This is a genomic window from Pseudomonas sp. QS1027 (assembly GCF_002814235.1).
GTDB lineage: Bacteria > Pseudomonadota > Gammaproteobacteria > Pseudomonadales > Pseudomonadaceae > Aquipseudomonas.
The window spans coordinates 80,438-99,584 of record NZ_PHSU01000004.1; the positions used below are offsets into that span (position 1 = coordinate 80,438).

Consider the following 19,147-nt stretch of genomic DNA (forward strand, 5'->3'; position numbering starts at 1 on the left):
CCCCTTTATAGTGCTTTTATCCCCCGCACTTCGCTTCGCACCAGGATTTATAGCAGGGTGCTGAGCCACAAATTTGAACCAAGGAAACCTGCGATGGGTATCTCGGATACTAATACTTCAACATTTTTCTATGATCTTGCCAGTCCCGGGAAGAGATTGCTTGCTTGCATGATTGACCTGTTTATTGTTTTTCTACTTATCGTTGTGAAGCGTGTATTGGGTCTTTTCTTTTTCCCCCATTACACTTTTGTGGGGGTTATGTTTTATTGGACGGGAAATGCTTTGCAAATTGCAGCCTTTGTTTATTTTTTGTTCGGTGATGCGTTGCCGAATGGGCAGACGGTGGGCAAACGACTGATGAATATTTCGGTTGTCGGCTTTCCGTTTAATACCCCATGCTCGGTGTTCCAGTCGTTCTTGCGCAACGTGCCGAAGGTACTATTCAGCATGCTGGATGCGGTTTTCGTGTTTTTTGGCTTCCGACGGCGCCTTGGCGACATGCTTGCCATGACCATGGTGATCAACGCCAGAAAGACACCTCCGGTTGAAAACGCTAACTGAGAATGAAGGGAGATAGGGGCAGAGTCAGCATCATCGCCGACAGGCCGGGCTCCTACAGGTCTGCGCTGCATCGCACATTCTGGGTCCGCCAAGGTCTAGTACCCCCTGTTTAGGAGCCCGCTGGCGCTCCCAAACCACCCCACAATTCCAATACATCTTTTCGATGGGCGATCTGTAACAAAGATTGTATATTCACTGGTACAGTTTCGTTACATGATCCTACTCATCCCTTATTTCCACCATTGACAGGACTCAGCTTATGCCCGCCTTGCAAGGACCTCAGCAGCACGGTGACACCCCCCGCGGCCGTATGGCCGGAGGTCAGGCATGAGCGGCGGATCAGTAGTCGCCTGGGCCACGGCGCTCAGTACACGGGTCTTTGAGCGCAAGGCCGCCGATGCGAAGAGCGCCAATATGCAGGAAATCAAGAACAAGCAGGTGCTCAACAACATCCCGAGGGATCCGACCGCCCTCGACACCACCAAGATGCAGAAGGACAAGCTGCAGTCGCAGTTCCAGGGCTTCGACCCGAAATCGGTCACCCCGGATCAGTTGGCCAAGTACAGCACTATCCTCCAGGAGAATGGCCTGATCAGCGCCACCACCGCCGGCCTGCTGTCCAGCGCCGGGGCGAAAGGCAAGGCCGGCGAGAAATTCAACGCGCTGGACTATTTCGCCAGCCAGATCAGCACACTGCAAAGCGGCAGTTCGAGCGATCAGTTCTCCAACCATATGATCCCGGAATACAAGAAGGCGATTAACGTGCTGCTGAACCTGCAGCAGTTCGCCAGTTCCGGCGCCAGCATGTCGATCAATACCAAGGTCTGAAACCCTTGCCGTATTGATGGCCGTCTTCGTCGGCCAGGCGCTTGCGCAACGCAAGCGCCGATCAAACACGATCCATGTTCCCAGCCATCACCCTCCCGCCATTGATGGTCCGTTCCCGCCGCCTATGATGACTGTGACGTCTGTCGGCCTGCCGCCGTGATCCGACAGCCTCGCGTACTTTCATTTCTGCGAGCGCCACCATGACTCAAACAAGAACCCTCTACGACAAGCACATCGATTCCCATACGGTGTGTCGCCTCGATGACCAGGGCCATGTCCTGCTGTATATCGACCGTCAGGTCATCAATGAATACACCAGCCCGCAAGCCTTCAGCGGCCTGCGCGAAGCCAAGCGGGGTGTCTGGCGCGCCGAAACCGCGCTGGCGGTGGTCGACCATGTGAATCCCACCGCGCCCAAGCGCGTCGCCGCCATGCCGGACGCCGGTGGTGCCCGGCAGGTGTCGTACCTGGCCGAGAACTGCGCCGACTTCGGTATCGAACTGTTCGATGTGCTCGACAAACGCCAGGGCATCGAGCATGTGATCGCCCCGGAGCAGGGCTTTATCCTGCCAGGCATGGTGGTCGCCGCCGGTGACAGCCATACCACCACCTATGGCGCTCTCGGTGCATTTGGCTTCGGGATCGGTACTTCGGAAATCGAACATCTGCTGGCCTCGCAGACGCTGGTCTACAAGCGCCTGAAGACGATGCGGGTGACGGTCAGCGGTGAGCTGGCACCGGGGCTGACGTCCAAGGACGTGATCATGGCGCTGATCGGCAAGATCGGCGCTTCCGGGGCCACCGGTTACGCCATTGAATTCTGCGGTTCGACCATCGATGCCCTGAGCGTCGAGGCGCGCATGACCATCTGCAATATGGCGGTGGAGGCGGGGGCACGCGGGGCCTTTATGGCGCCGGACGAGAAAGTCTTCACCTACCTCAAGGACAAGCCCCGGGCGCCCAAGGGCGAGCTGTGGGAGCAGGCGGTGGCCCGTTGGCGGGAGCTGCACACGGATGCCGGTGCGCAGTTCGACCGTGAAGTCGAACTCGATGCCGGCGTGTTGGAACCCATGGTCACCTGGGGCACCAGCCCGGACCAGGCCGCACCCATCGGGGCGAACGTGCCGGACCCGCAGGACATCAGCGACCTGATCCTGCGCCAGGACATGCGCCGTGCCCTGAACTACATGGGGCTGGAAGCCGGCATGCCGCTGAACGAGATCGTGATCAGCCATGCGTTTATCGGTTCCTGCACCAATGCGCGGATCGAGGACCTGCGTGACGCGGCCCGTGTGGTGCGTGGCCAGCACGTGGCCAAGCATGTGCGGGCGATGATCGTGCCAGGGTCGACCCAGGTACGCGATCAGGCCGAGGCCGAAGGCTTGGCGGCGGTGTTTATCGACGCCGGTTTCGAGTGGCGGCAATCGGGTTGCTCGATGTGCCTGGCGATGAACGATGACGTGTTGGAGCCCGGCGACCGCTGCGCCTCCAGCACCAACCGCAATTTCGAAGGACGCCAGGGCGCCGGGGCTCGCACGCATTTGATGAGCCCGGCGATGGTGGCCGCGGCAGCCATTGCCGGACACCTGACCGATATTCGCCACCTGGAGCCAAGGCCATGAGCATGCAGCCGTTTTCCCAAGTCACCGGCAAGGCCGCGCCGATGCTGGCGGCCAATATCGACACCGATGTGATCATGCCCAAGCAGTTTCTCAAGGGGATCGATCGCAACGGGCTGGATCGTGGGTTGTTCTTCGATTTGCGGTTTTTACCTTCGGGTGAACTCAATCCCGAGTTCGTGCTGAATCAGCCGGCCTGGAAAGGCGCGAGCTTCATGGTGGTGGGACCGAACTTCGGTTGTGGTTCCAGTCGTGAGCATGCGGTGTGGGGGTTGAAGCAGATGGGGGTTCGGGCGTTGATCGGCAGCAGTTTTGCCGGGATTTTCTACGATAACTGCCAGCGCAACGGGGTGTTGTTGATCACGTTGGACGAAGCGACTGCGCAGCGTCTGGGGCAGGTGGTGAGCCAGCCGCAGGGTGCCGAGATCAGCATTGATCTTGAGGCTCAGCAGATCCGTTTGCAGGATGGCAGTGTCATCGAGTTCCAGATCGATACGTTGCGCAAGACGGCGTTGATGCTGGGGTTGGATGCCATTGGCAGCACCTTGCAGCGTAGTGAGGAAATCAAGGCGTTCGAGCGGGCGCATTTGCAGGCGAATCCCTGGTTGAGCTGAACCCTGGGCCGGCTCGCCGATTCGGAGGGGACCACCGATTCATTGTGGCGAGCGGGCTTGCCCGCGTTGGGGCGCGGAGCGGCCCTAAAACCTATGACCGCGGTGTATCAGATAGAACGTAGTTACAGGTTTTGCGACTGCTTCGCAGCCGAGCGCGGGCAAGCCCGCTCACCACAAGTCCGCGTTTGACTTCAAACTGCCTTAATTGAACGGCATTAGAGATTGTCCGCTCTCCACATGGGGTTTATTTGGCGAGTCCCGAAGGCGGTTAGATCGACAACTGTCGAAAATGCTCTTGCAAAAACTCCACACACACCCGCAATTTTCCCGAATACGCCAGACGCGTCGGATACACCGCCCACACATTCGCGCTCTGGGTGTAGTCATGCAGCACCCGCACCAGTCGGCCCTGTTCCAGCAGCGGTTTGACGTCCCATAGCGAGCGCAGCAGGATGCCGCGCCCGTCCAGTGCCCATTGCAGGACAATCTCACCGCTGTTGGACGACAACGGCCCGCGCACCCGCACGCTGTCCTGGCTGCCGTCGCGCTCCAGGTTCCAGATGCCGAAGGCGTTGTCGCGCTCCTTGAGCACCAGGCAGTCGTGCTGTTCCAGGTCGCCCAGTTGCTGCGGTGTGCCACGTCGTTCCAGGTAGGCCGGTGCCGCGCAGAGTACCCGGCGATTGCTCACCAGGCGTCGGCCGATATGCTGGCCGGGAATGTCGTCGCCTACGCGGATCTCCAGGTCGAAACCCTCGCTGACGATGTCCACCACGCGGTCGAACAGGTCCAGGCGAATCTCCAGGTCCGGGTAACGCTCGGCCAACAGTGACAGCGCCGGGGCCACGTGATTGCGCCCGAAACCGAAGCTGCTGCACAGGTGCAGGCGGCCACTGGGGCTGTCGTGGGCCTCGGACAGTTCGTCGTTGAGTTGCTGGAAATCTTCGAGAATGCGCACGGCCCAGCGTTGCACTCGTTCACCGTCTTCGGTCAGGGCGATACGTCGGCTGGTGCGGTGCAGCAGGCGGGTGGCGAGGGTGGTTTCGAGAATCTGGATACGTTTGCTGACGTAGGCGGGCGACAGTCCCAGCTCATCGGCCGCGGCGGCAAAACCGGCCTTGCGGATAACGGTGAGGAATACGCGCAGGTCTTCGGGCAGGGGCACGGTGTCTTTCTTTTGGTTCATGGGAAAAGCAACGAACGCTGGCGGCAGGAGCCGCCAGAATAGCATTGGATGAGCTGGGCCGATGATCGTCGCTCCAGCGAGATTTCGAGAGCGGCACGAACCCTGTAGGAGCCGGCTTGCTGGCGATGGGATCGACGCGGTGTCCTGTCAAACTGTGTCGTCTGAATCGCCAGCAAGCCGGCTCCTGCAATGACCGCGTTAGCCGTGGACGGTATCAGCAGGTTTATGCACTCTGTTTGGCGGAATCGGCCGCCGCCTGGGCTTCGAGGGCCTTGCGCCCACGCTTGAGGGCAATCGGTGCCATCTTGCTGCGGTCCAGTTCGCCTTCCCAGGCAGCCACCACCAGCGAGGCGACGGCGTTGCCGATGATATTGGTCAAGGAGCGACATTCTGCCATGAATCGGTCCACCCCGAGGATCAGCACCATCGCCGCCACTGGTACGGTCGGCACCACCGCCAGGCTCGCGGCCAGGGCGACGAACCCGGCACCGACCACCGCACCGGCGCCCTTGGAAGTGAGCATGGTCACCGCCAGCAAGGTCAGCTGCTGCTCCAGCGTCAGGTCGATATTGGTCGCCTGGGCCAGGAACAGCACCGCCAGGGTCATGTAGATATTGGTGCCGTCGAGGTTGAAGGTGTAGCCGGTGGGCACCACGATGCCGACCACGCCCTTGGAACAGCCCAGGCTTTCCAGCTTCTGGATAAGCTGCGGCAAGGCCGACTCCGACGAGCTGGTGCCGAGCACTATCAGCAGTTCCGACTTGATGTAGCCCAGCAGGCGGAAGATGCTGAAACCGGCATAGCGGGCGATGCTGCCCAGTACGCAGGTGATGAAGATGAAGGCTGTCAGATAGAAGGTGCCGACCAGCTTCATCAGCGGCAGCAGCGAGCCCAGGCCGTATTTGCCGATGGTGAAGGCCATTGCGCCGAACGCACCAATGGGTGCCACCCGGGCAATCATGCCGACGATGCGGAAGAACACCTCGCTGGCCTGGTGGATCACGCCGACCAGCGGACGGGCTTTTTCACCGACCATCACCAGCGCCAGGCCGAACAGGATCGAGACGAACAGCACCGGCAGGATCTCGCCCTGGGAGAAGGCGTCGAAGAAGGTGGTGGGAATCACATGCAGCAGGAAGCCGGTGATGCCTTCGCCATGCTGGGCCTGGCCGACAAAGTTGGCGATGGCCGAGGTGTCGAGGGTTTTCACATCGACGTTGAAACCCGAGCCGGGGTGCAGGACATGGGCGGCCACGAGGCCGATCGCCAGGGCGAAGGTGGAGACGATCTCGAAGTACAGCAGGGCCTTGCCGCCGACCCGCCCGACCTGTTTTACGTCGTGCATGCTGGTGATGCCGGAGACCACGGTGCAGAAGATGATCGGGCCGATGATCATCTTGATCAACTTGATGAAACCGTCGCCCAGGGGCTTGAGGTCGATGCCGGTCTGCGGCCAGTGGTGGCCGATCAGCACCCCCAGCACGATGGCGATGACCACCTGGATATACAGGGTTCCCAGCAGTTTGCGGATTGTCATTGTTATTGTCTCGTCGCGGGTTTCGGGGGGGAGAGCGGGCAAGCCAATCCCGTCCGGGCCGTTGGCGGCAGCCCAGGGGGAAGGGGTGGATCAGGTCCTTTGAGTCAGGCTGTTCAGCGCAGGAAGGTCAGGACTTCGCCGAGCAGCTGTTCCGGGATTTCTTCGGCCAGGTAGTGACCGCCGGGCAAGGCCTTGCCCCGTACATCGGTAGCAACCTGCTGCCATTCGTGCAGCGGGTTGAAGCAGCGGCCGACAGTGCCTTCGGCACCCCAGAGCGCCAGCAGCGGCATATTCAACTGGCGTCCGGCCTCGATGTCGGCGCGGTCGTGTTCCAGGTCGACGGTGGCGCTGGCGCGGTAGTCTTCGCAGATGCCCCGGGCGCTACCGGGCAGGCTGATGCAGCGCACGTATTCGCTGAAGGCTTCGTCGGTAAAGGGCTTGAGGCCGGCACTGCGGCTGCCCATCACGCTGCGCAGGTACTGTTCCGGATTGGCTTCGATCAGGGTTTCCGGCAGCGGTGCCGGGCGGATCAGGAAGAACCAGTGCCAGTAGGCGCGGGCGAAGGCTTCGTCGGTCTGGGCGTACATCGACAGGGTCGGGGCGATATCCAGCAGCACCATGCGTTGCACGGCCTGAGGGTGGTCGAGGGCCAGGCGATGGGCAACGCGGGCGCCGCGGTCGTGGGCCAGGACCGAGAATTCGCTGAAACCCAGGGAGTCCATCAGGGCCACGCCGTCGCGGCCCATCTCGCGTTTGGAATAGTTGAGGTGTTGCTCGTCGGCCGCTGGCCGGGCGCTGTCGCCATAGCCGCGCAGGTCGGCGGCGACCACGGTGAAGTGCTTGGCCAAGTCGCCTGCGATCTTGTGCCAGATGACATGCGTCTGCGGGTGGCCGTGCAGCAGGAGCAGGCCCGGCCCGTTGCCGCCGATGCGGTAGGCAATGTCCACACCGTTGACGTGGCGCTGGTCTTTCTGGAATCCGGCGAACATGGAGTGACTCCTTATGATTGTTGTGTACATCCTAAGACCCACAGCGCACGGGGCAAGGCGCAAAGCGTGGTGCGCTTGTTCATGAAGTGTGTTGGGTCGCGGCACTGTTAAGATAGCCGGCACACGGATCAGTACAGGGCTCGAGTGACGGCCAATGTCGGAAAAAGACACCATCTCCATCCATCTGGTGCATGAGGCACTGTTGCAGAGTTGCGCCCCCGGTGCGGACACCGTGCAGGTGCTGGACAAGGTCGGGATCGACTCGACGCTGCTGGAACAGCCTGATGCCCGGGTGCCGGCCAGCGACTATGCGCGCTTGTGGCGTCTGTTGGCGCGGCGCAACGATGACGAATTCTTCGGCATGGACCCGCGCAAGCTGCGCGCCGGCAGCTTCGCCTACCTGTGCCGCGCCGGGATGGCGCAGCCGACGGTGGCAGCCGGGTTGGACTCGGTGCTGGATTTCCTCTCGTTGATGCTTGAACGTCTGCCGGCGCAACTGGTGCGCCAGCAAAGCCTGGCGGAAATCGTCCTGCTGGAGCCGGAAGGCGAGGGGCGACGGCCGTTTACCTATTTCGCCTACTGGATGATCGTCCATGGCGTGGCCTGCTGGCTGGCCGGGCGGCGTATTCCGATCCTGGCCATCGAGCTGCACTGCGCCGAGCCGGATTACTGCGAGGACTATCGGGTGATGTTTTCCGAGAACCTGCGTTTTGACCGGCCGCGCACGCGGATGATCTTTTCCGCCGACTGCCTGGATCTGCCGATCAAGCGCAGTGCCGAGGAACTGCAACGCTTCCTGGCGCTGGCGCCGGCCAATATCCTGGTCAAGTACCGCGATGCCCAGAGCCTGGCCAGCCGGATCAAGCTGGACCTGCGCCAGCTGCCGGCTGAAGACTGGCCGGAAACCGAAGGCCTGGCCGTGCAATTGTGCATGTCGGCCTCGACCTTGCGCCGGCGGCTGGCGGAAGAGGGGCAGACCTACCAGGGCCTCAAGGACAACGTGCGCAAGGAGTGGGCGATTGCCTGGCTGGCGGAGCCGTCGATCAGCTTTGCCGAGATCGCCACCCGGCTGGGCTTTGCCGACGCCAGTTCGTTCTACAAGGCCTTTCGCAAATGGTCCGGTTCCAACCCGGGGCATTACCGCAGCCTGATTCTCAACGAGGCGCACTAGGCCGTTATTGGCCAAACCAGTCAATCAGGTTGAAAGCTTTGACCATTGTCCCAAGTCCCTGACAGCGCGACTATTTCCAGGATTTTTCTACGGTTCCTTCCAATAACAAGACCGAGAGATTCTGGATATGCGCGATTATCAGACTGCTACCGCGGAATTCGATTATCAGCAAGCGGCCCAAGCGGGCCTCAAAGGGACTTTGACGGCGCTCAACGCCTGTATCGAATGCTGCGACCGGCATGCCTTGCCGGGGCATATTGCGCTGTTCTGGGAAGGCCGCGACGGCAGCAGTGCGATCTACACTTTCAGTGAATTGCAGGACAAGGCCGCGCGTTTCGCCAACTTCCTGCTGACCCAGGGCGTGCGCCGTGGCGACAGGGTCGCCGCGCTGTTGCCGCGCAATGTCGAACTCTTGATCACGCTGTTCGCCACCTGGCGCATCGGCGCCGTCTACCAGCCTCTGTTTACCGCTTTCGGCCCCAAGTCCATCGAGCACCGCCTGGGCAGCTCCGGGGCCAAGCTGGTGGTTACCGATGCCGCCAACCGCGACAAGCTCAGCGAAGTCGCCGACTGCCCGGCCATCGTCACGGTCGGCGGCCCCAAAGGGCAGGGCATCGTGCGCGGTGATTTCAGCTTCTGGGCCGAACTGGATAACCATCCGGCCTACTGCGAGCCGGTATTGCTCACCGGCGAAGACCCGTTCCTGCTGATGTTCACCTCGGGTACCACCGGCCCGGCGAAACCCCTGGAAGTACCGCTCAAGGCGATCATCGCGTTCCAGAACTACACCCGCGACGCGGTCGACCTGCGCCCTGAAGACGCGTTCTGGAATGTCGCCGATCCGGGTTGGGCCTACGGCCTCTACTTCGGCATCACCGGGCCGCTGGGTATGGGCCACCCGATCACCTTCTACGATGGCCCGTTCACGGTGGAAAGCACCTGCCGGATCATCGAGAAATACGGCATCACCAACCTCACCGGGTCGCCCACCGCCTACCGCCTGCTGATTGCCGCCGGCGAGGCCTTCTCCAGCAAGATCAAGGGCCGCCTGCGGGTGGTCAGCAGTGCCGGCGAGCCGCTCAACCCGGAGGTGATCCGCTGGTTCGCCGAAAACCTGGGGGTGACCATTCTCGACCATTACGGCCAGACCGAAATGGGCATGGTGCTGTGCAATCACCACGGCCTTGAGCACCCGGTGCATATCGGCTCCGCGGGGTTCGCGTCCCCTGGGCATCGTATCGTGGTGCTGGACGAACAGCAGCGCGAGCTGGATATCGGGCAACCGGGGATTCTCGCGTTGGATCGTTCCCGGTCGCCGATGTTCTGGTTCAACGGCTACCAGGGTTTCGAGACCAAGGCTTTTGTCGGCCAGTACTACCTCAGCGGTGACACCGTGGAACTGAATCCGGACGGCAGTATCAGCTTTGTCGGGCGCAGCGATGATGTGATTACCACCTCGGGCTATCGGGTCGGCCCGTTCGATGTCGAAAGCGCCCTGGTGGAGCACCCGGCCGTGGTGGAGGCGGCGGTGGTCGGTAAGCCTTGCCCGGAGCGCACCGAGGTGGTGAAGGCCTTTGTCGTGCTCAACGCGCGCTACCGTGCCGAGCCACAGTTGGCCGAGGAGTTGCGCCTGTATGTGCGCAAGCGCCTGGCGGCCCATGCCTACCCACGGGAAATCGAATTCGTCGACGAACTGCCCAAGACCCCGAGCGGCAAGTTGCAGCGTTTTATCTTGCGTAATCAGGAAATCGCCAAGGCCCAGGCCGGGACCTGAATACACGGTCATCAGAATTATTGACGGTTTTAACGAAGGACAATGCAATGGATATCAAAGACAAGGCTTTCATGGTCAGTGGCGGGGCTTCCGGCCTCGGTGCGGCCTCCGCCGAAATGCTGGTAGCCGCCGGCGCCAAGGTGATGTTGGTGGACCTCAATGCCGAGGCTGTCGCCGCCCAGGCGAAAAAGCTCGGCGCGCAAGCCCGCAGCGTGGTCGCGGACATCACTCAGGAAGCCCAGGCCCAGGCGGCGGTCCAGGCCGCGGTCGAGGCCTTCGGCGGCCTGCACGGGCTGGTCAACTGCGCAGGTATCGTGCGCGGCGAAAAGATCCTCGGCAAGAACGGCCCGCACCTGCTGGAAAGCTTCAGTCAGGTGATCAACGTCAACCTGATCGGCAGCTTCAACCTGTTGCGCCTGGCTGCTGCCGCCATCGCCGAGACCGAGGCGAATGCCGACGGCGAGCGTGGAGTGATCATCAATACCGCTTCCGCCGCCGCCTATGACGGGCAGATCGGCCAGGCCGCCTACGCTGCGTCCAAGGGCGCCATTGTCAGCCTGACCCTGCCGGCCGCCCGTGAACTGGCGCGTTTCGGCATCCGTGTAATGACCATCGCCCCGGGCATTTTCGAAACCCCGATGATGGCCGGCATGAGCCCCGAAGTCCGCGCCTCGCTCGCGGCCGGCGTGCCATTCCCGCCACGCCTGGGCAAGCCTGCCGAGTACGCCGCGCTGGTGCGGCACATCATTGAAAACAGCATGCTCAATGGCGAGGTGATCCGTCTCGACGGTGCCTTGCGCATGGCCGCGAAATAGGAGAATCGATCATGACTACCCACGATCCCATTGTTATCGTCAGTGCCGTGCGCACCCCCATGGGCGGCTTCCAGGGCGACCTGAAAAGCCTCACAGCGCCGCAACTGGGCGCCGCGGCGATCCGTGCCGCCGTCGAGCGCGCGGAAGTGGCGCCGGACGAAGTCGAGCACGTGCTGTTCGGCTGCGTGCTGTCCGCCGGCCTCGGCCAGGCCCCGGCCCGCCAGGCAGCCCTCGGCGCCGGGCTGGACAAGTCGACCCGCTGCACCACCCTGAACAAGATGTGCGGTTCCGGCATGGAGGCGACCATTCTCGCCCATGACATGCTGGTGGCCGGCAGCGCCGATGTGGTGGTGGCCGGGGGCATGGAAAGCATGTCCAACGCGCCGTACCTGCTGGACCGCGCCCGCAGCGGCTACCGCATGGGCCACGGCCAGGTGCTCGACCATATGTTCCTCGACGGCCTGGAAGACGCCTACGACAAGGGGCGCCTGATGGGCACCTTCGCCGAGGACTGCGCCGAAAGCCACGGCTTCAGCCGTGAAACCCAGGACGCTTTTGCCGTGGCCTCCCTGACCCGTGCCCAAGAGGCAATCAGCGAGGGCCGTTTCCGTGCGGAAATCGTGCCGCTGACGGTCACCGTGGGCAAGGAGCAGCGGCTGATCAGCGACGACGAACAGCCACCCAAGGCCAAGCTGGACAAGATTGCCAGCCTGAAACCGGCGTTCCGCCCGGGTGGCACGGTCACGGCGGCGAACTCCAGTTCGATTTCCGACGGCGCAGCGGCGTTGGTGTTGATGCGTCAGTCCGAAGCGCAGAAACGTGGCCTCACCCCCCTGGCGGTGATTCGCGGGCATGCGGCGTTCGCCGATACCCCGGGCCTGTTCCCGGTGGCACCAGTGGGCGCGATCCAGAAGTTGATGAAAAAGACTGGCTGGTCCCTGGACCAGGTCGATCGCTTTGAAATCAACGAAGCCTTCGCCGTGGTCACCCTGGTGACCATGCAGAAGCTCGAGCTGCACCACGACAAGGTCAACGTCCACGGCGGCGCCTGTGCCCTCGGCCATCCGATCGGTGCGTCCGGCGCGCGGATCCTGGTAAGCCTGCTTTCGGCCCTGCGCCAGAAAGGCCTGAAGCGTGGGGTCGCGGCCATCTGCATCGGCGGCGGTGAAGCCACGGCCATGGCCGTCGAGTGCCTGTACTAGGAGTTGTCATGTTACCCAGCGATGAACAACAACAGATCGCCGAAGCGGCCCGGGATTTTTCCCAGGAACGCCTGAAACCCTTCGCCGCCGAATGGGACCGCGAGCACCGCTTTCCGAAGGAGGCCATCGGCGAAATGGCCGGGTTGGGTTTTTTCGGCATGCTGGTCCCGGAGCAGTGGGGCGGCTGCGACACCGGCTACCTGGCGTACGCCATGGCCCTGGAAGAGATCGCCGCCGGCGACGGTGCCTGCTCGACCATCATGAGCGTGCACAATTCGGTTGGCTGCGTGCCGATCCTCAAGTTCGGTACCGAGGAGCAGAAAGCCCGTTTCCTGCCGCCACTGGCCAGCGGCGCCATGCTCGGCGCCTTCGCCCTGACCGAACCCCAGGCCGGCTCCGATGCCAGCGGCCTGAAGACCCGCGCCAGGCTTGAGGGCGACCACTATGTGCTGAACGGCTGCAAGCAGTTCATCACTTCCGGGCAGAACGCCGGGGTGGTGATCGTCTTCGCCGTGACCGATCCGGCCGCGGGCAAGCGTGGTATCAGCGCCTTTATCGTACCCACCGACTCGTCGGGCTATATCGTCGCCCGGGTCGAGGACAAGCTCGGCCAGCATGCCTCCGACACCTGCCAGATTCTCTTCGAAGACGTGAAGGTGCCCGTGGCCAACCGCCTGGGCGAGGAGGGCGAGGGTTACCGTATCGCCCTGGCCAATCTGGAAGGTGGCCGGGTCGGTATCGCCGCGCAATCGGTGGGCATGGCCCGGGCCGCTTTCGAGGCCGCCCGCGACTATGCCCGAGAGCGGGAAAGTTTCGGCAAGCCGATTATCGAGCACCAGGCCGTGGCCTTCCGCCTGGCGGACATGGCCACCCAGATCGCCGTGGCCCGGCAGATGGTGCATTACGCCGCCGCCCTGCGTGACAGCGGCAAACCGGCGCTGGTGGAGGCCTCCATGGCCAAGCTGTTCGCTTCGGAAATGGCCGAGAAGGTCTGCTCCCAAGCCTTGCAAACCCTGGGCGGCTATGGCTATTTGAGCGACTTCCCGTTGGAGCGGATCTACCGCGACGTGCGGGTCTGCCAGATTTACGAAGGCACCAGTGACATTCAGCGCATGGTCATTTCGCGCAACCTGTGATCAAGGAATCTATCGATGAGTTATGAAACCATTCTGTTGGACATCAAGGACCGTGTCGGCCTGATTACCCTGAACCGCCCGCAGGCGCTCAACGCCCTGAATGCGCAGATCGTCAGCGAACTGAACCAGGCGCTGGACACCCTCGAAGCCGATCCGAACATCGGCTGCATCGTCCTGACCGGATCGAGAAAAGCCTTTGCGGCTGGTGCCGATATCAAGGAAATGGCCGAGCTGACCTACCCGCAGATCTACCTGGACGACCTGTTCAGCGACAGCGACCGGGTGGCCAACCGACGCAAGCCGATTATCGCCGCGGTGTCCGGTTTTGCCCTGGGCGGCGGCTGTGAACTGGCGCTGATGTGCGACTTTATCCTGGCCGGTGACAACGCCAAGTTCGGCCAGCCGGAAATCAACCTCGGCGTGCTGCCGGGCATGGGCGGCACCCAGCGCCTGACCCGCGCGGTGGGCAAGGCCAAGGCCATGGAAATGTGCCTGACCGGGCGCTTTATCGATGCCGTGGAAGCCGAGCGTTGCGGGATCGTGGCGCGGATCGTGCCGACCGATGAGCTGCTGGAGGAGGCGCTGAAGGTGGCGGCGTTGATTGCCAGCAAGTCGGTGCCGATCAGCATGATGGTCAAGGAAAGCGTCAATCGCGCGTTTGAAGTCAGCCTGTCGGAAGGTGTGCGTTTCGAGCGCCGGGTATTCCACGCGGCGTTCGCGACCCAGGATCAGAAGGAAGGCATGGCGGCGTTTGTTGCCAAGCGTGAGGCGCAGTTCAAGGATCGTTGAGGCGTCCTGTTCCCGTCAGGGATGGGTCTGGATTTACGCGAGTAAACTCGGACCTGTCCCACAATCTTTGAAGATAGGTCCTGTTGAGGCAGTAACGCCTTCGTAGAAAGATCGCTTGTTCACTACAGGCGGGTGTCATCGGCACCCTTCGATCTCTCTATCTGAAGGACGTTGCTATGGATGTTTTTGCCAAGTGGTCACGTATGTTCTGCAGGGGCGGTTTTATCGCGATTGTCCTGTTGAGCGCCTCCACTGTTTGTGTGGCCGCCACAAGCCCGGGGGCCGAGATCCGTTTTGGTGTCGAAGCCCTGGTCCCTCCGTTCGAAAGTCGCAATGCACAAGGCGAGTTGGTTGGCCTGAACATCGAGCTGGGCAATGCCCTCTGTTCCGAGCTCAAGCGCAGTTGCGTCTGGGTCGACCAGGACTATGGGGGAATGATTCCGGGGCTCGAAGCCGGAAAATTCGATGCGATCATGCCCATGACCCCGACGCCCGAGCGCCGCCAGAAGATCGACTTCAGCGATCCGCTCTACTCGCTGAGCAGCCGCCTGGTTGCGCGCAAGGGCAGCGGCCTGCTACCGGATGTCACCTCGCTCAAGGGCAGGACGATCGGTGTGTTGAGGGGGACCAACCGTGAGGCTTACGCAAAAGCCCGGTGGGGAGCGCAGGGTATTGCCATTCGCAGTTACGCCTTGAACGATGAACTTGCTCGCAGCTTGCAGGCCGGTGAAATCGACGCCACGTTGCAGGACACCCTGGAAATCGCCGAAGCCTTTTTGAAAACACCGCAGGGCAAGGATTTCGAATTTACCGGCCCCGTGGTGATCGATGAACGCCTGGGCAGCGCGGTTGCCATCGGTGTGCGTCAGCAGGACCGGGAGCTGCGCGAAGCACTGAACCGGGCGTTGCAGTCGCTCAAGGATTCAGGCCAGTACGCGGCCATTGTTTCCCGTTATCTGCCTGAGTGGTCTGCTGCCACGCGGCGGCCCAAGCTGCAATTTCTGGGCGAACAACCGAGTCTGCCGTTTTCCGAAGTGGTCCGTGTCGGCGAGTGGCTATATCTGTCGGGTGTGCTGGGTAGCGATGATGCCGGCAAGCTGGTGAGTGGCGGTATTCGGGGGGAGATGGAGCAGACCTTGAAGCGGATACGCGGGACGCTGGAGCGCAACGGCTCGTCCATGGAAAACGTCGCGAGGTGTACGGTGATCCTCGCCGATATCAAGGATTTTGCCGCGATGAACGACGTGTACATGCAGCACTTCAAGGCCGGCAGTCGACCGGCACGGACCACCTTCCAGGCCGGCAAGCTACTGATGGATGCGCGGGTGGAGGTGGAGTGCCAGGCGTTGGTCAAACCAGATAGTGCTTCAGTTCCCGGGCAATCAGCATCCGTTGAATCTCACTGGACCCTTCATAGATCTGGGTGATTCGCGCATCCCGGTAATAGCGCTCCACTGGGTAATCTTCCAGGTAGCCGTACCCACCATGAATCTGCATGGCCGAGGAGCAGACCTTCTCGGCCATTTCCGAGGCGAACAGCTTGGCCTGTGAAGCCTCCGACAAACACGGCTGCCCGGCGCTGCGCAGGCGTGCCGCATGCAGGATCAGCAGGCGTGAGGCATTGATCCGGGTGTGCATGTCGGCGAGCAGGTTGGCGATGCTCTGGTGCTCGATAATCGGCTTGTCGAACTGCACCCGCTCCCGCGCATAGGCCAGCGCCGCTTCAAATGCGGCTCGGGCAATGCCCAGCGCCTGGGCGGCGATGCCGATACGACCGCCTTCCAGGTTCGACAGGGCAATGGACAGGCCCTTGCCACGTTCACCCAGCAGGTTGGCTTCAGGCACGCGGCATTGGTTGAGGGTCACCGCGCAGGTGTCGGAGGCGCGGATGCCCATCTTGTGTTCGGTACGGTCGACAATAAAACCTGGCGTATTGGTGGGCACCAGGAATGCCGAGAGGCCTTTCTTGCCCAGATTGGGATCGGTGACGGCAAACACAATCGCCAGTTCGGCACGCTTGCCGTTGCTGACGAACTGCTTGGCGCCATTGATCACCCACTCGCCGTCCTTCAGTTCGGCGCGGGTCCGCAGGTTGTGGGCTTCGGAGCCGGCCTGGGGTTCGGTGAGGCAGAAGCAGCCGATCGCCTGGCCGGTGGCGAGACGTTCCAGCCAGGTTTCCTTCTGGGCCTGGCTGCCATAGTTGAGGACCGGGCCGCAGCCGACCGAGTTGTGAATGCTCATCAGCGCGCCGGTCGCGCCGTCACCGGCGGAAATCTCTTCCACGGCCAGGGCGTAGGCCACGTAGTCGACATAGGTGCCGCCCCATTCTTCGGGCACCACCATGCCCAGCAGGCCCAACTCGCCCATCTTGGCGACCAGGCCGTCATCGATCCAGCCGGCTTTTTCCCATGCCTGGGCATGGGGCGCGATCTCGCCACGGGCGAAGTCCCGGGCCATGTCGCGGATCATCACTTGTTCTTCGCTCAGTTCGATATCGTGCATGGTTCAGTTTCCGCTCACTTCGAGGCCATGGAAAAAGCTGGCGACATGCTCGGCATCCAGTTCGCGCAGGGTCGGTGGGTTCCAGCGCGGGGACTTGTCCTTGTCGATCAGCAGGGCGCGCACGCCTTCCATCAGGTCGCCACGGTCGAACCACTGGCGATCCAGATGCAGTTCCAGGGCGAAGCAGTCTTCCAGGTTCAGGTGGCGGCCACGGCGAAGCATTTCCAGGGTCACGGCCATGGCCAGGGGCGAGCGGGTCTCCAGCAGGTCGGCGGTTTCCCGGGCCCATTCATGGCTGTCGGCAACGGTCACTTCGCGCAGTTGCTCGACCATGCTCGGAACATCCGGCAGGGCGAAGAAGTGGTCGATGGCTGGGCGCAATGCATCCAGCGGCGCATCGGGGAGGATTTGCACGGCGAGTTTCGCCATCAGGCCCTGGAGGTCCTTGAGCGGCGTTTCGTGCCATTGCAAGTGGTCGAGGCGCTCGTCCAGCTGGGCCAGTTTGTCGCTGGTCAGGTACCAGTCGGCCAGGCCGCAATAGAGGGCATCGGCGGCGCGGATCTGCACGCCGCTGACCCCCAGGTAGATGCCCAGTTCGCCGGGAATGCGTGGCAGGAAATGACTGCCGCCGACATCCGGGAAATAACCGATGGCGACTTCCGGCATGGCCAGGCGACTGCGTTCGGTGACCACCCGCAGGTCGGCGCCTTGCACCAGGCCCATGCCGCCGCCGAGGACAAAGCCGTCCATCAGCGCCAGCACCGGTTTGCGGTAGTGGTGGATCGCCAGGTCCAGTGCGTATTCCTCGACGAAGAAGTCTTCGTGCAGGCGCCCGCCACTCTGGTAGCTGTCATACAACGAGCGGATATCGCCGCCGGCACAGAAGGCCCGCTCACCGGCACCGCGCAACACCACCGCGTTCACCTCGGGATCATGGGCCCAGGCGTCGAGCTGCTGCTGCAGGGCGCGGATCATGTCCAGGGTGAGGGCATTGAGGCCGGCGGGGCGGTTGAGGGTCAGGTGACCGATATGGTTGCGCACGTCGGCCAGGACGTCGGCGCCGGTGGTGTCGAGGTCCGGGGTGGCGGAGGATGAAACCCGAGCAGTCATTACTAACTCCCTGCTTTTATTGTCTTTTTTGGTGTGTTCGGCGGGCGAACGATGCCCGATCGTAACAGTGCAAATTTGCCGTGTACAACCCGAATATTCGCAGGTCGAATCTGCATTTTTGCCTGGATCGATTCCGTGTGCGGATGCCGTCTCTAGACCTTAGCCGTGCCTGGGCTTCAACGCGAATAACGCCGCCACTGGGAAGCGCGTCGCAACAGGATCGGCTGTGACCGTCCCGTCACGGGCTTTTTCCGGCTGTTTCGGCGTGGTCTTACGACACCCGCCCGGTGCTTCGAGTTGGCATTCTGGCCTCCTTGCGGTGACGTTCGCCGAACGGCCGCAAGAGGACGAGCCCCGATCCTTGCAGGCCAGGGCTCATTCAATAACAACAAGAACGATCGCGCGGCCTCGGCCGCGACCATTCTCTGCCCCTGTCCAAAAGTGTGCTGGCCCGCGCCTGCATGCAATAACTCCAAATAATCCGGGACTCTGAAGATGACTCATACATGGCTGACCTTACCTGTACTGGCGTTGGCGCTTTGCTGTGGCGGCGCAAGCGCCAAGGAATGGAAAGAGCTGCGCTTTGGCACCAATCCGTCTTACCCGCCGTTTGAATCGAGCACCGCCGACGGTGGCGTGCAGGGCTTCGGTATCGACCTGGGCAATGCCATCTGCGCTGAACTGAAGCTCAAGTGCGTCTGGGTCAGCAATGATTTCGACGGCCTGATCCCGGCACTCAAGGCCGGCAAGTTCGACGCCATCGAGTCGTCGATGACCGTCACCGAACCGCGCAAGAAGCAGATCGACTTCACCGACAAGCTCTACGCCGGCCCGACCGCCATCGTCACCCGCAGGGATTCGGGGCTGCAACCGACCGCCGAATCCCTGAAGGGCAAGACCATCGGCTATATGCAGGGGACCATCCAGGAAGCCTACGCCAAGGCGCGCCTGGCGCCGGGTGGAGTGAGGATCCGTGCCTACCAGAATCAGGATCAGGTCTATGCCGATCTGGTCTACGGCCGTCTCGACGGTTCGATCCAGGACAAGCTGCAAGCCGAGATGAGCTTCCTCAAGTCGCCCCAGGGCGCGGCCTTCCAGAACAGCGTGGGGATCAGCGATCCGATGATTCCGACGGACATCGCCATCGGTGTGCGCCAAGGCAACGACGAGCTTGAAGGCATGCTCAACGGCGCGATCAAGGCGCTGCATGAGAAGGGCATCTACGCCCAACTGCAGAAGAAATACTTCGGCGACCTGGACCTCTACAACAACTGATCCCAACGACCATGCCCCCCGTACGGCTGCTGGCCGTGCGGC

17 protein-coding genes are annotated in these 19,147 nt (G+C 62.2%); 12 read left to right on the forward strand and 5 right to left on the reverse strand.

Going from position 1 to position 19,147, the window contains the following annotated elements; genetic code table 11:
• Positions 1-93 precede the first annotated feature (93 nt).
• The 4 genes from CWE01_RS04195 to leuD all read left to right on the forward strand — a co-directional run bounded on the left by CWE01_RS04195 (position 94) and on the right by leuD (position 3,622).
• Positions 94-561, forward strand: a complete 468-nt coding sequence (locus CWE01_RS04195) for an RDD family protein (protein ID WP_100939276.1) — start codon at positions 94-96, stop codon at positions 559-561.
• Positions 562-888: 327 nt separating this feature from the next.
• Complete coding sequence (locus tag CWE01_RS04200; protein ID WP_100939277.1) at positions 889-1,389, forward strand: hypothetical protein; 501 nt, start codon at positions 889-891, stop codon at positions 1,387-1,389.
• A gap of 200 nt (positions 1,390-1,589) precedes the next feature.
• Positions 1,590-3,011 carry a 3-isopropylmalate dehydratase large subunit gene (gene leuC, locus CWE01_RS04205; RefSeq protein ID WP_100939278.1) on the forward strand — a complete coding sequence of 474 codons (1,422 nt, stop codon included), beginning with the start codon at positions 1,590-1,592 and terminating at the stop codon, positions 3,009-3,011.
• Entirely contained in the window at positions 3,008-3,622 is a 615-nt protein-coding gene (gene leuD, locus CWE01_RS04210) for a 3-isopropylmalate dehydratase small subunit (protein ID WP_100939279.1), read from the forward strand. The genes leuC and leuD overlap by 4 nt, the downstream gene beginning before the upstream one ends.
• A 268-nt stretch (positions 3,623-3,890) precedes the next feature.
• Here the strand turns inward: leuD and CWE01_RS04215 are convergent, their stop codons facing one another.
• The 3 genes from CWE01_RS04215 to CWE01_RS04225 all read right to left on the reverse strand — a co-directional run bounded on the left by CWE01_RS04215 (position 3,891) and on the right by CWE01_RS04225 (position 7,331).
• Positions 3,891-4,805: a LysR substrate-binding domain-containing protein gene (locus CWE01_RS04215; RefSeq protein WP_100939539.1), complete on the reverse strand. Its 915-nt coding sequence runs from the start codon at positions 4,803-4,805 to the stop codon at positions 3,891-3,893.
• 223 nt (positions 4,806-5,028) lie between these two features.
• A complete protein-coding gene (locus CWE01_RS04220; RefSeq protein WP_100939280.1) occupies positions 5,029-6,342 on the reverse strand; it encodes a dicarboxylate/amino acid:cation symporter in 1,314 nt (437 codons plus the stop codon).
• Between the two features lie 113 nt (positions 6,343-6,455).
• On the reverse strand, positions 6,456-7,331 hold the full coding sequence (locus tag CWE01_RS04225; RefSeq protein ID WP_100939281.1) for an alpha/beta fold hydrolase: 876 nt from the start codon (positions 7,329-7,331) through the stop codon (positions 6,456-6,458).
• A gap of 154 nt (positions 7,332-7,485) precedes the next feature.
• On the opposite strand from CWE01_RS04225, the gene CWE01_RS04230 reads away from it, so the two are divergent.
• From CWE01_RS04230 to CWE01_RS04260, 7 genes are all read left to right on the forward strand, one after another.
• A complete protein-coding gene (locus CWE01_RS04230) occupies positions 7,486-8,502 on the forward strand; it encodes an AraC family transcriptional regulator (protein WP_100939282.1) in 1,017 nt (338 codons plus the stop codon).
• A 127-nt stretch (positions 8,503-8,629) separates the two neighbouring features.
• A complete protein-coding gene (locus tag CWE01_RS04235) occupies positions 8,630-10,276 on the forward strand; it encodes an AMP-binding protein (RefSeq protein WP_100939283.1) in 1,647 nt (548 codons plus the stop codon).
• 47 nt (positions 10,277-10,323) lie between these two features.
• Positions 10,324-11,091 carry an SDR family NAD(P)-dependent oxidoreductase gene (locus CWE01_RS04240; protein ID WP_100939284.1) on the forward strand — a complete coding sequence of 256 codons (768 nt, stop codon included), beginning with the start codon at positions 10,324-10,326 and terminating at the stop codon, positions 11,089-11,091.
• Between the two features lie 11 nt (positions 11,092-11,102).
• Complete coding sequence (locus CWE01_RS04245) at positions 11,103-12,293, forward strand: acetyl-CoA C-acyltransferase (protein WP_100939285.1); 1,191 nt, start codon at positions 11,103-11,105, stop codon at positions 12,291-12,293.
• A gap of 8 nt (positions 12,294-12,301) precedes the next feature.
• Positions 12,302-13,429 carry an acyl-CoA dehydrogenase gene (locus tag CWE01_RS04250; protein ID WP_100939286.1) on the forward strand — a complete coding sequence of 376 codons (1,128 nt, stop codon included), beginning with the start codon at positions 12,302-12,304 and terminating at the stop codon, positions 13,427-13,429.
• Between the two features lie 15 nt (positions 13,430-13,444).
• Positions 13,445-14,218, forward strand: a complete 774-nt coding sequence (locus CWE01_RS04255; protein WP_100939287.1) for an enoyl-CoA hydratase — start codon at positions 13,445-13,447, stop codon at positions 14,216-14,218.
• Between the two features lie 176 nt (positions 14,219-14,394).
• Positions 14,395-15,645: a transporter substrate-binding domain-containing protein gene (locus CWE01_RS04260; RefSeq protein WP_256579302.1), complete on the forward strand. Its 1,251-nt coding sequence runs from the start codon at positions 14,395-14,397 to the stop codon at positions 15,643-15,645.
• On the opposite strand, the gene CWE01_RS04265 is transcribed toward CWE01_RS04260, so the two are convergent.
• Entirely contained in the window at positions 15,569-16,720 is a 1,152-nt protein-coding gene (locus CWE01_RS04265) for an acyl-CoA dehydrogenase family protein (RefSeq protein WP_100939288.1), read from the reverse strand. The genes CWE01_RS04260 and CWE01_RS04265 overlap by 77 nt on opposite strands.
• A 3-nt stretch (positions 16,721-16,723) precedes the next feature.
• Complete coding sequence (locus tag CWE01_RS04270) at positions 16,724-17,830, reverse strand: enoyl-CoA hydratase/isomerase family protein (protein WP_100939289.1); 1,107 nt, start codon at positions 17,828-17,830, stop codon at positions 16,724-16,726.
• Between the two features lie 495 nt (positions 17,831-18,325).
• On the opposite strand from CWE01_RS04270, the gene CWE01_RS04275 reads away from it, so the two are divergent.
• Complete coding sequence (locus tag CWE01_RS04275) at positions 18,326-19,105, forward strand: transporter substrate-binding domain-containing protein (protein ID WP_100939290.1); 780 nt, start codon at positions 18,326-18,328, stop codon at positions 19,103-19,105.
• Positions 19,106-19,147: the final 42 nt, after the last annotated feature.

Excerpts from the sequence above, each read along its gene's own strand:
- CWE01_RS04195 (WP_100939276.1), top strand. The coding sequence starts at position 94 with ATGGGTATCTCGGATACTAATACTTCAACATTTTTCTATGATCTTGCC.
- CWE01_RS04200 (WP_100939277.1), top strand. The coding sequence starts at position 889 with ATGAGCGGCGGATCAGTAGTCGCCTGGGCCACGGCGCTCAGTACACGG.
- leuC (WP_100939278.1), top strand. The coding sequence starts at position 1,590 with ATGACTCAAACAAGAACCCTCTACGACAAGCACATCGATTCCCATACG.
- leuD (WP_100939279.1), top strand. The coding sequence starts at position 3,008 with ATGAGCATGCAGCCGTTTTCCCAAGTCACCGGCAAGGCCGCGCCGATG.
- CWE01_RS04215 (WP_100939539.1), bottom strand. The coding sequence starts at position 4,805 with ATGAACCAAAAGAAAGACACCGTGCCCCTGCCCGAAGACCTGCGCGTA.
- CWE01_RS04220 (WP_100939280.1), bottom strand. The coding sequence starts at position 6,342 with ATGACAATCCGCAAACTGCTGGGAACCCTGTATATCCAGGTGGTCATC.
- CWE01_RS04225 (WP_100939281.1), bottom strand. The coding sequence starts at position 7,331 with ATGTTCGCCGGATTCCAGAAAGACCAGCGCCACGTCAACGGTGTGGAC.
- CWE01_RS04230 (WP_100939282.1), top strand. The coding sequence starts at position 7,486 with ATGTCGGAAAAAGACACCATCTCCATCCATCTGGTGCATGAGGCACTG.
- CWE01_RS04235 (WP_100939283.1), top strand. The coding sequence starts at position 8,630 with ATGCGCGATTATCAGACTGCTACCGCGGAATTCGATTATCAGCAAGCG.
- CWE01_RS04240 (WP_100939284.1), top strand. The coding sequence starts at position 10,324 with ATGGATATCAAAGACAAGGCTTTCATGGTCAGTGGCGGGGCTTCCGGC.
- CWE01_RS04245 (WP_100939285.1), top strand. The coding sequence starts at position 11,103 with ATGACTACCCACGATCCCATTGTTATCGTCAGTGCCGTGCGCACCCCC.
- CWE01_RS04250 (WP_100939286.1), top strand. The coding sequence starts at position 12,302 with ATGTTACCCAGCGATGAACAACAACAGATCGCCGAAGCGGCCCGGGAT.
- CWE01_RS04255 (WP_100939287.1), top strand. The coding sequence starts at position 13,445 with ATGAGTTATGAAACCATTCTGTTGGACATCAAGGACCGTGTCGGCCTG.
- CWE01_RS04260 (WP_256579302.1), top strand. The coding sequence starts at position 14,395 with ATGGATGTTTTTGCCAAGTGGTCACGTATGTTCTGCAGGGGCGGTTTT.
- CWE01_RS04265 (WP_100939288.1), bottom strand. The coding sequence starts at position 16,720 with ATGCACGATATCGAACTGAGCGAAGAACAAGTGATGATCCGCGACATG.
- CWE01_RS04270 (WP_100939289.1), bottom strand. The coding sequence starts at position 17,830 with ATGACTGCTCGGGTTTCATCCTCCGCCACCCCGGACCTCGACACCACC.
- CWE01_RS04275 (WP_100939290.1), top strand. The coding sequence starts at position 18,326 with ATGACTCATACATGGCTGACCTTACCTGTACTGGCGTTGGCGCTTTGC.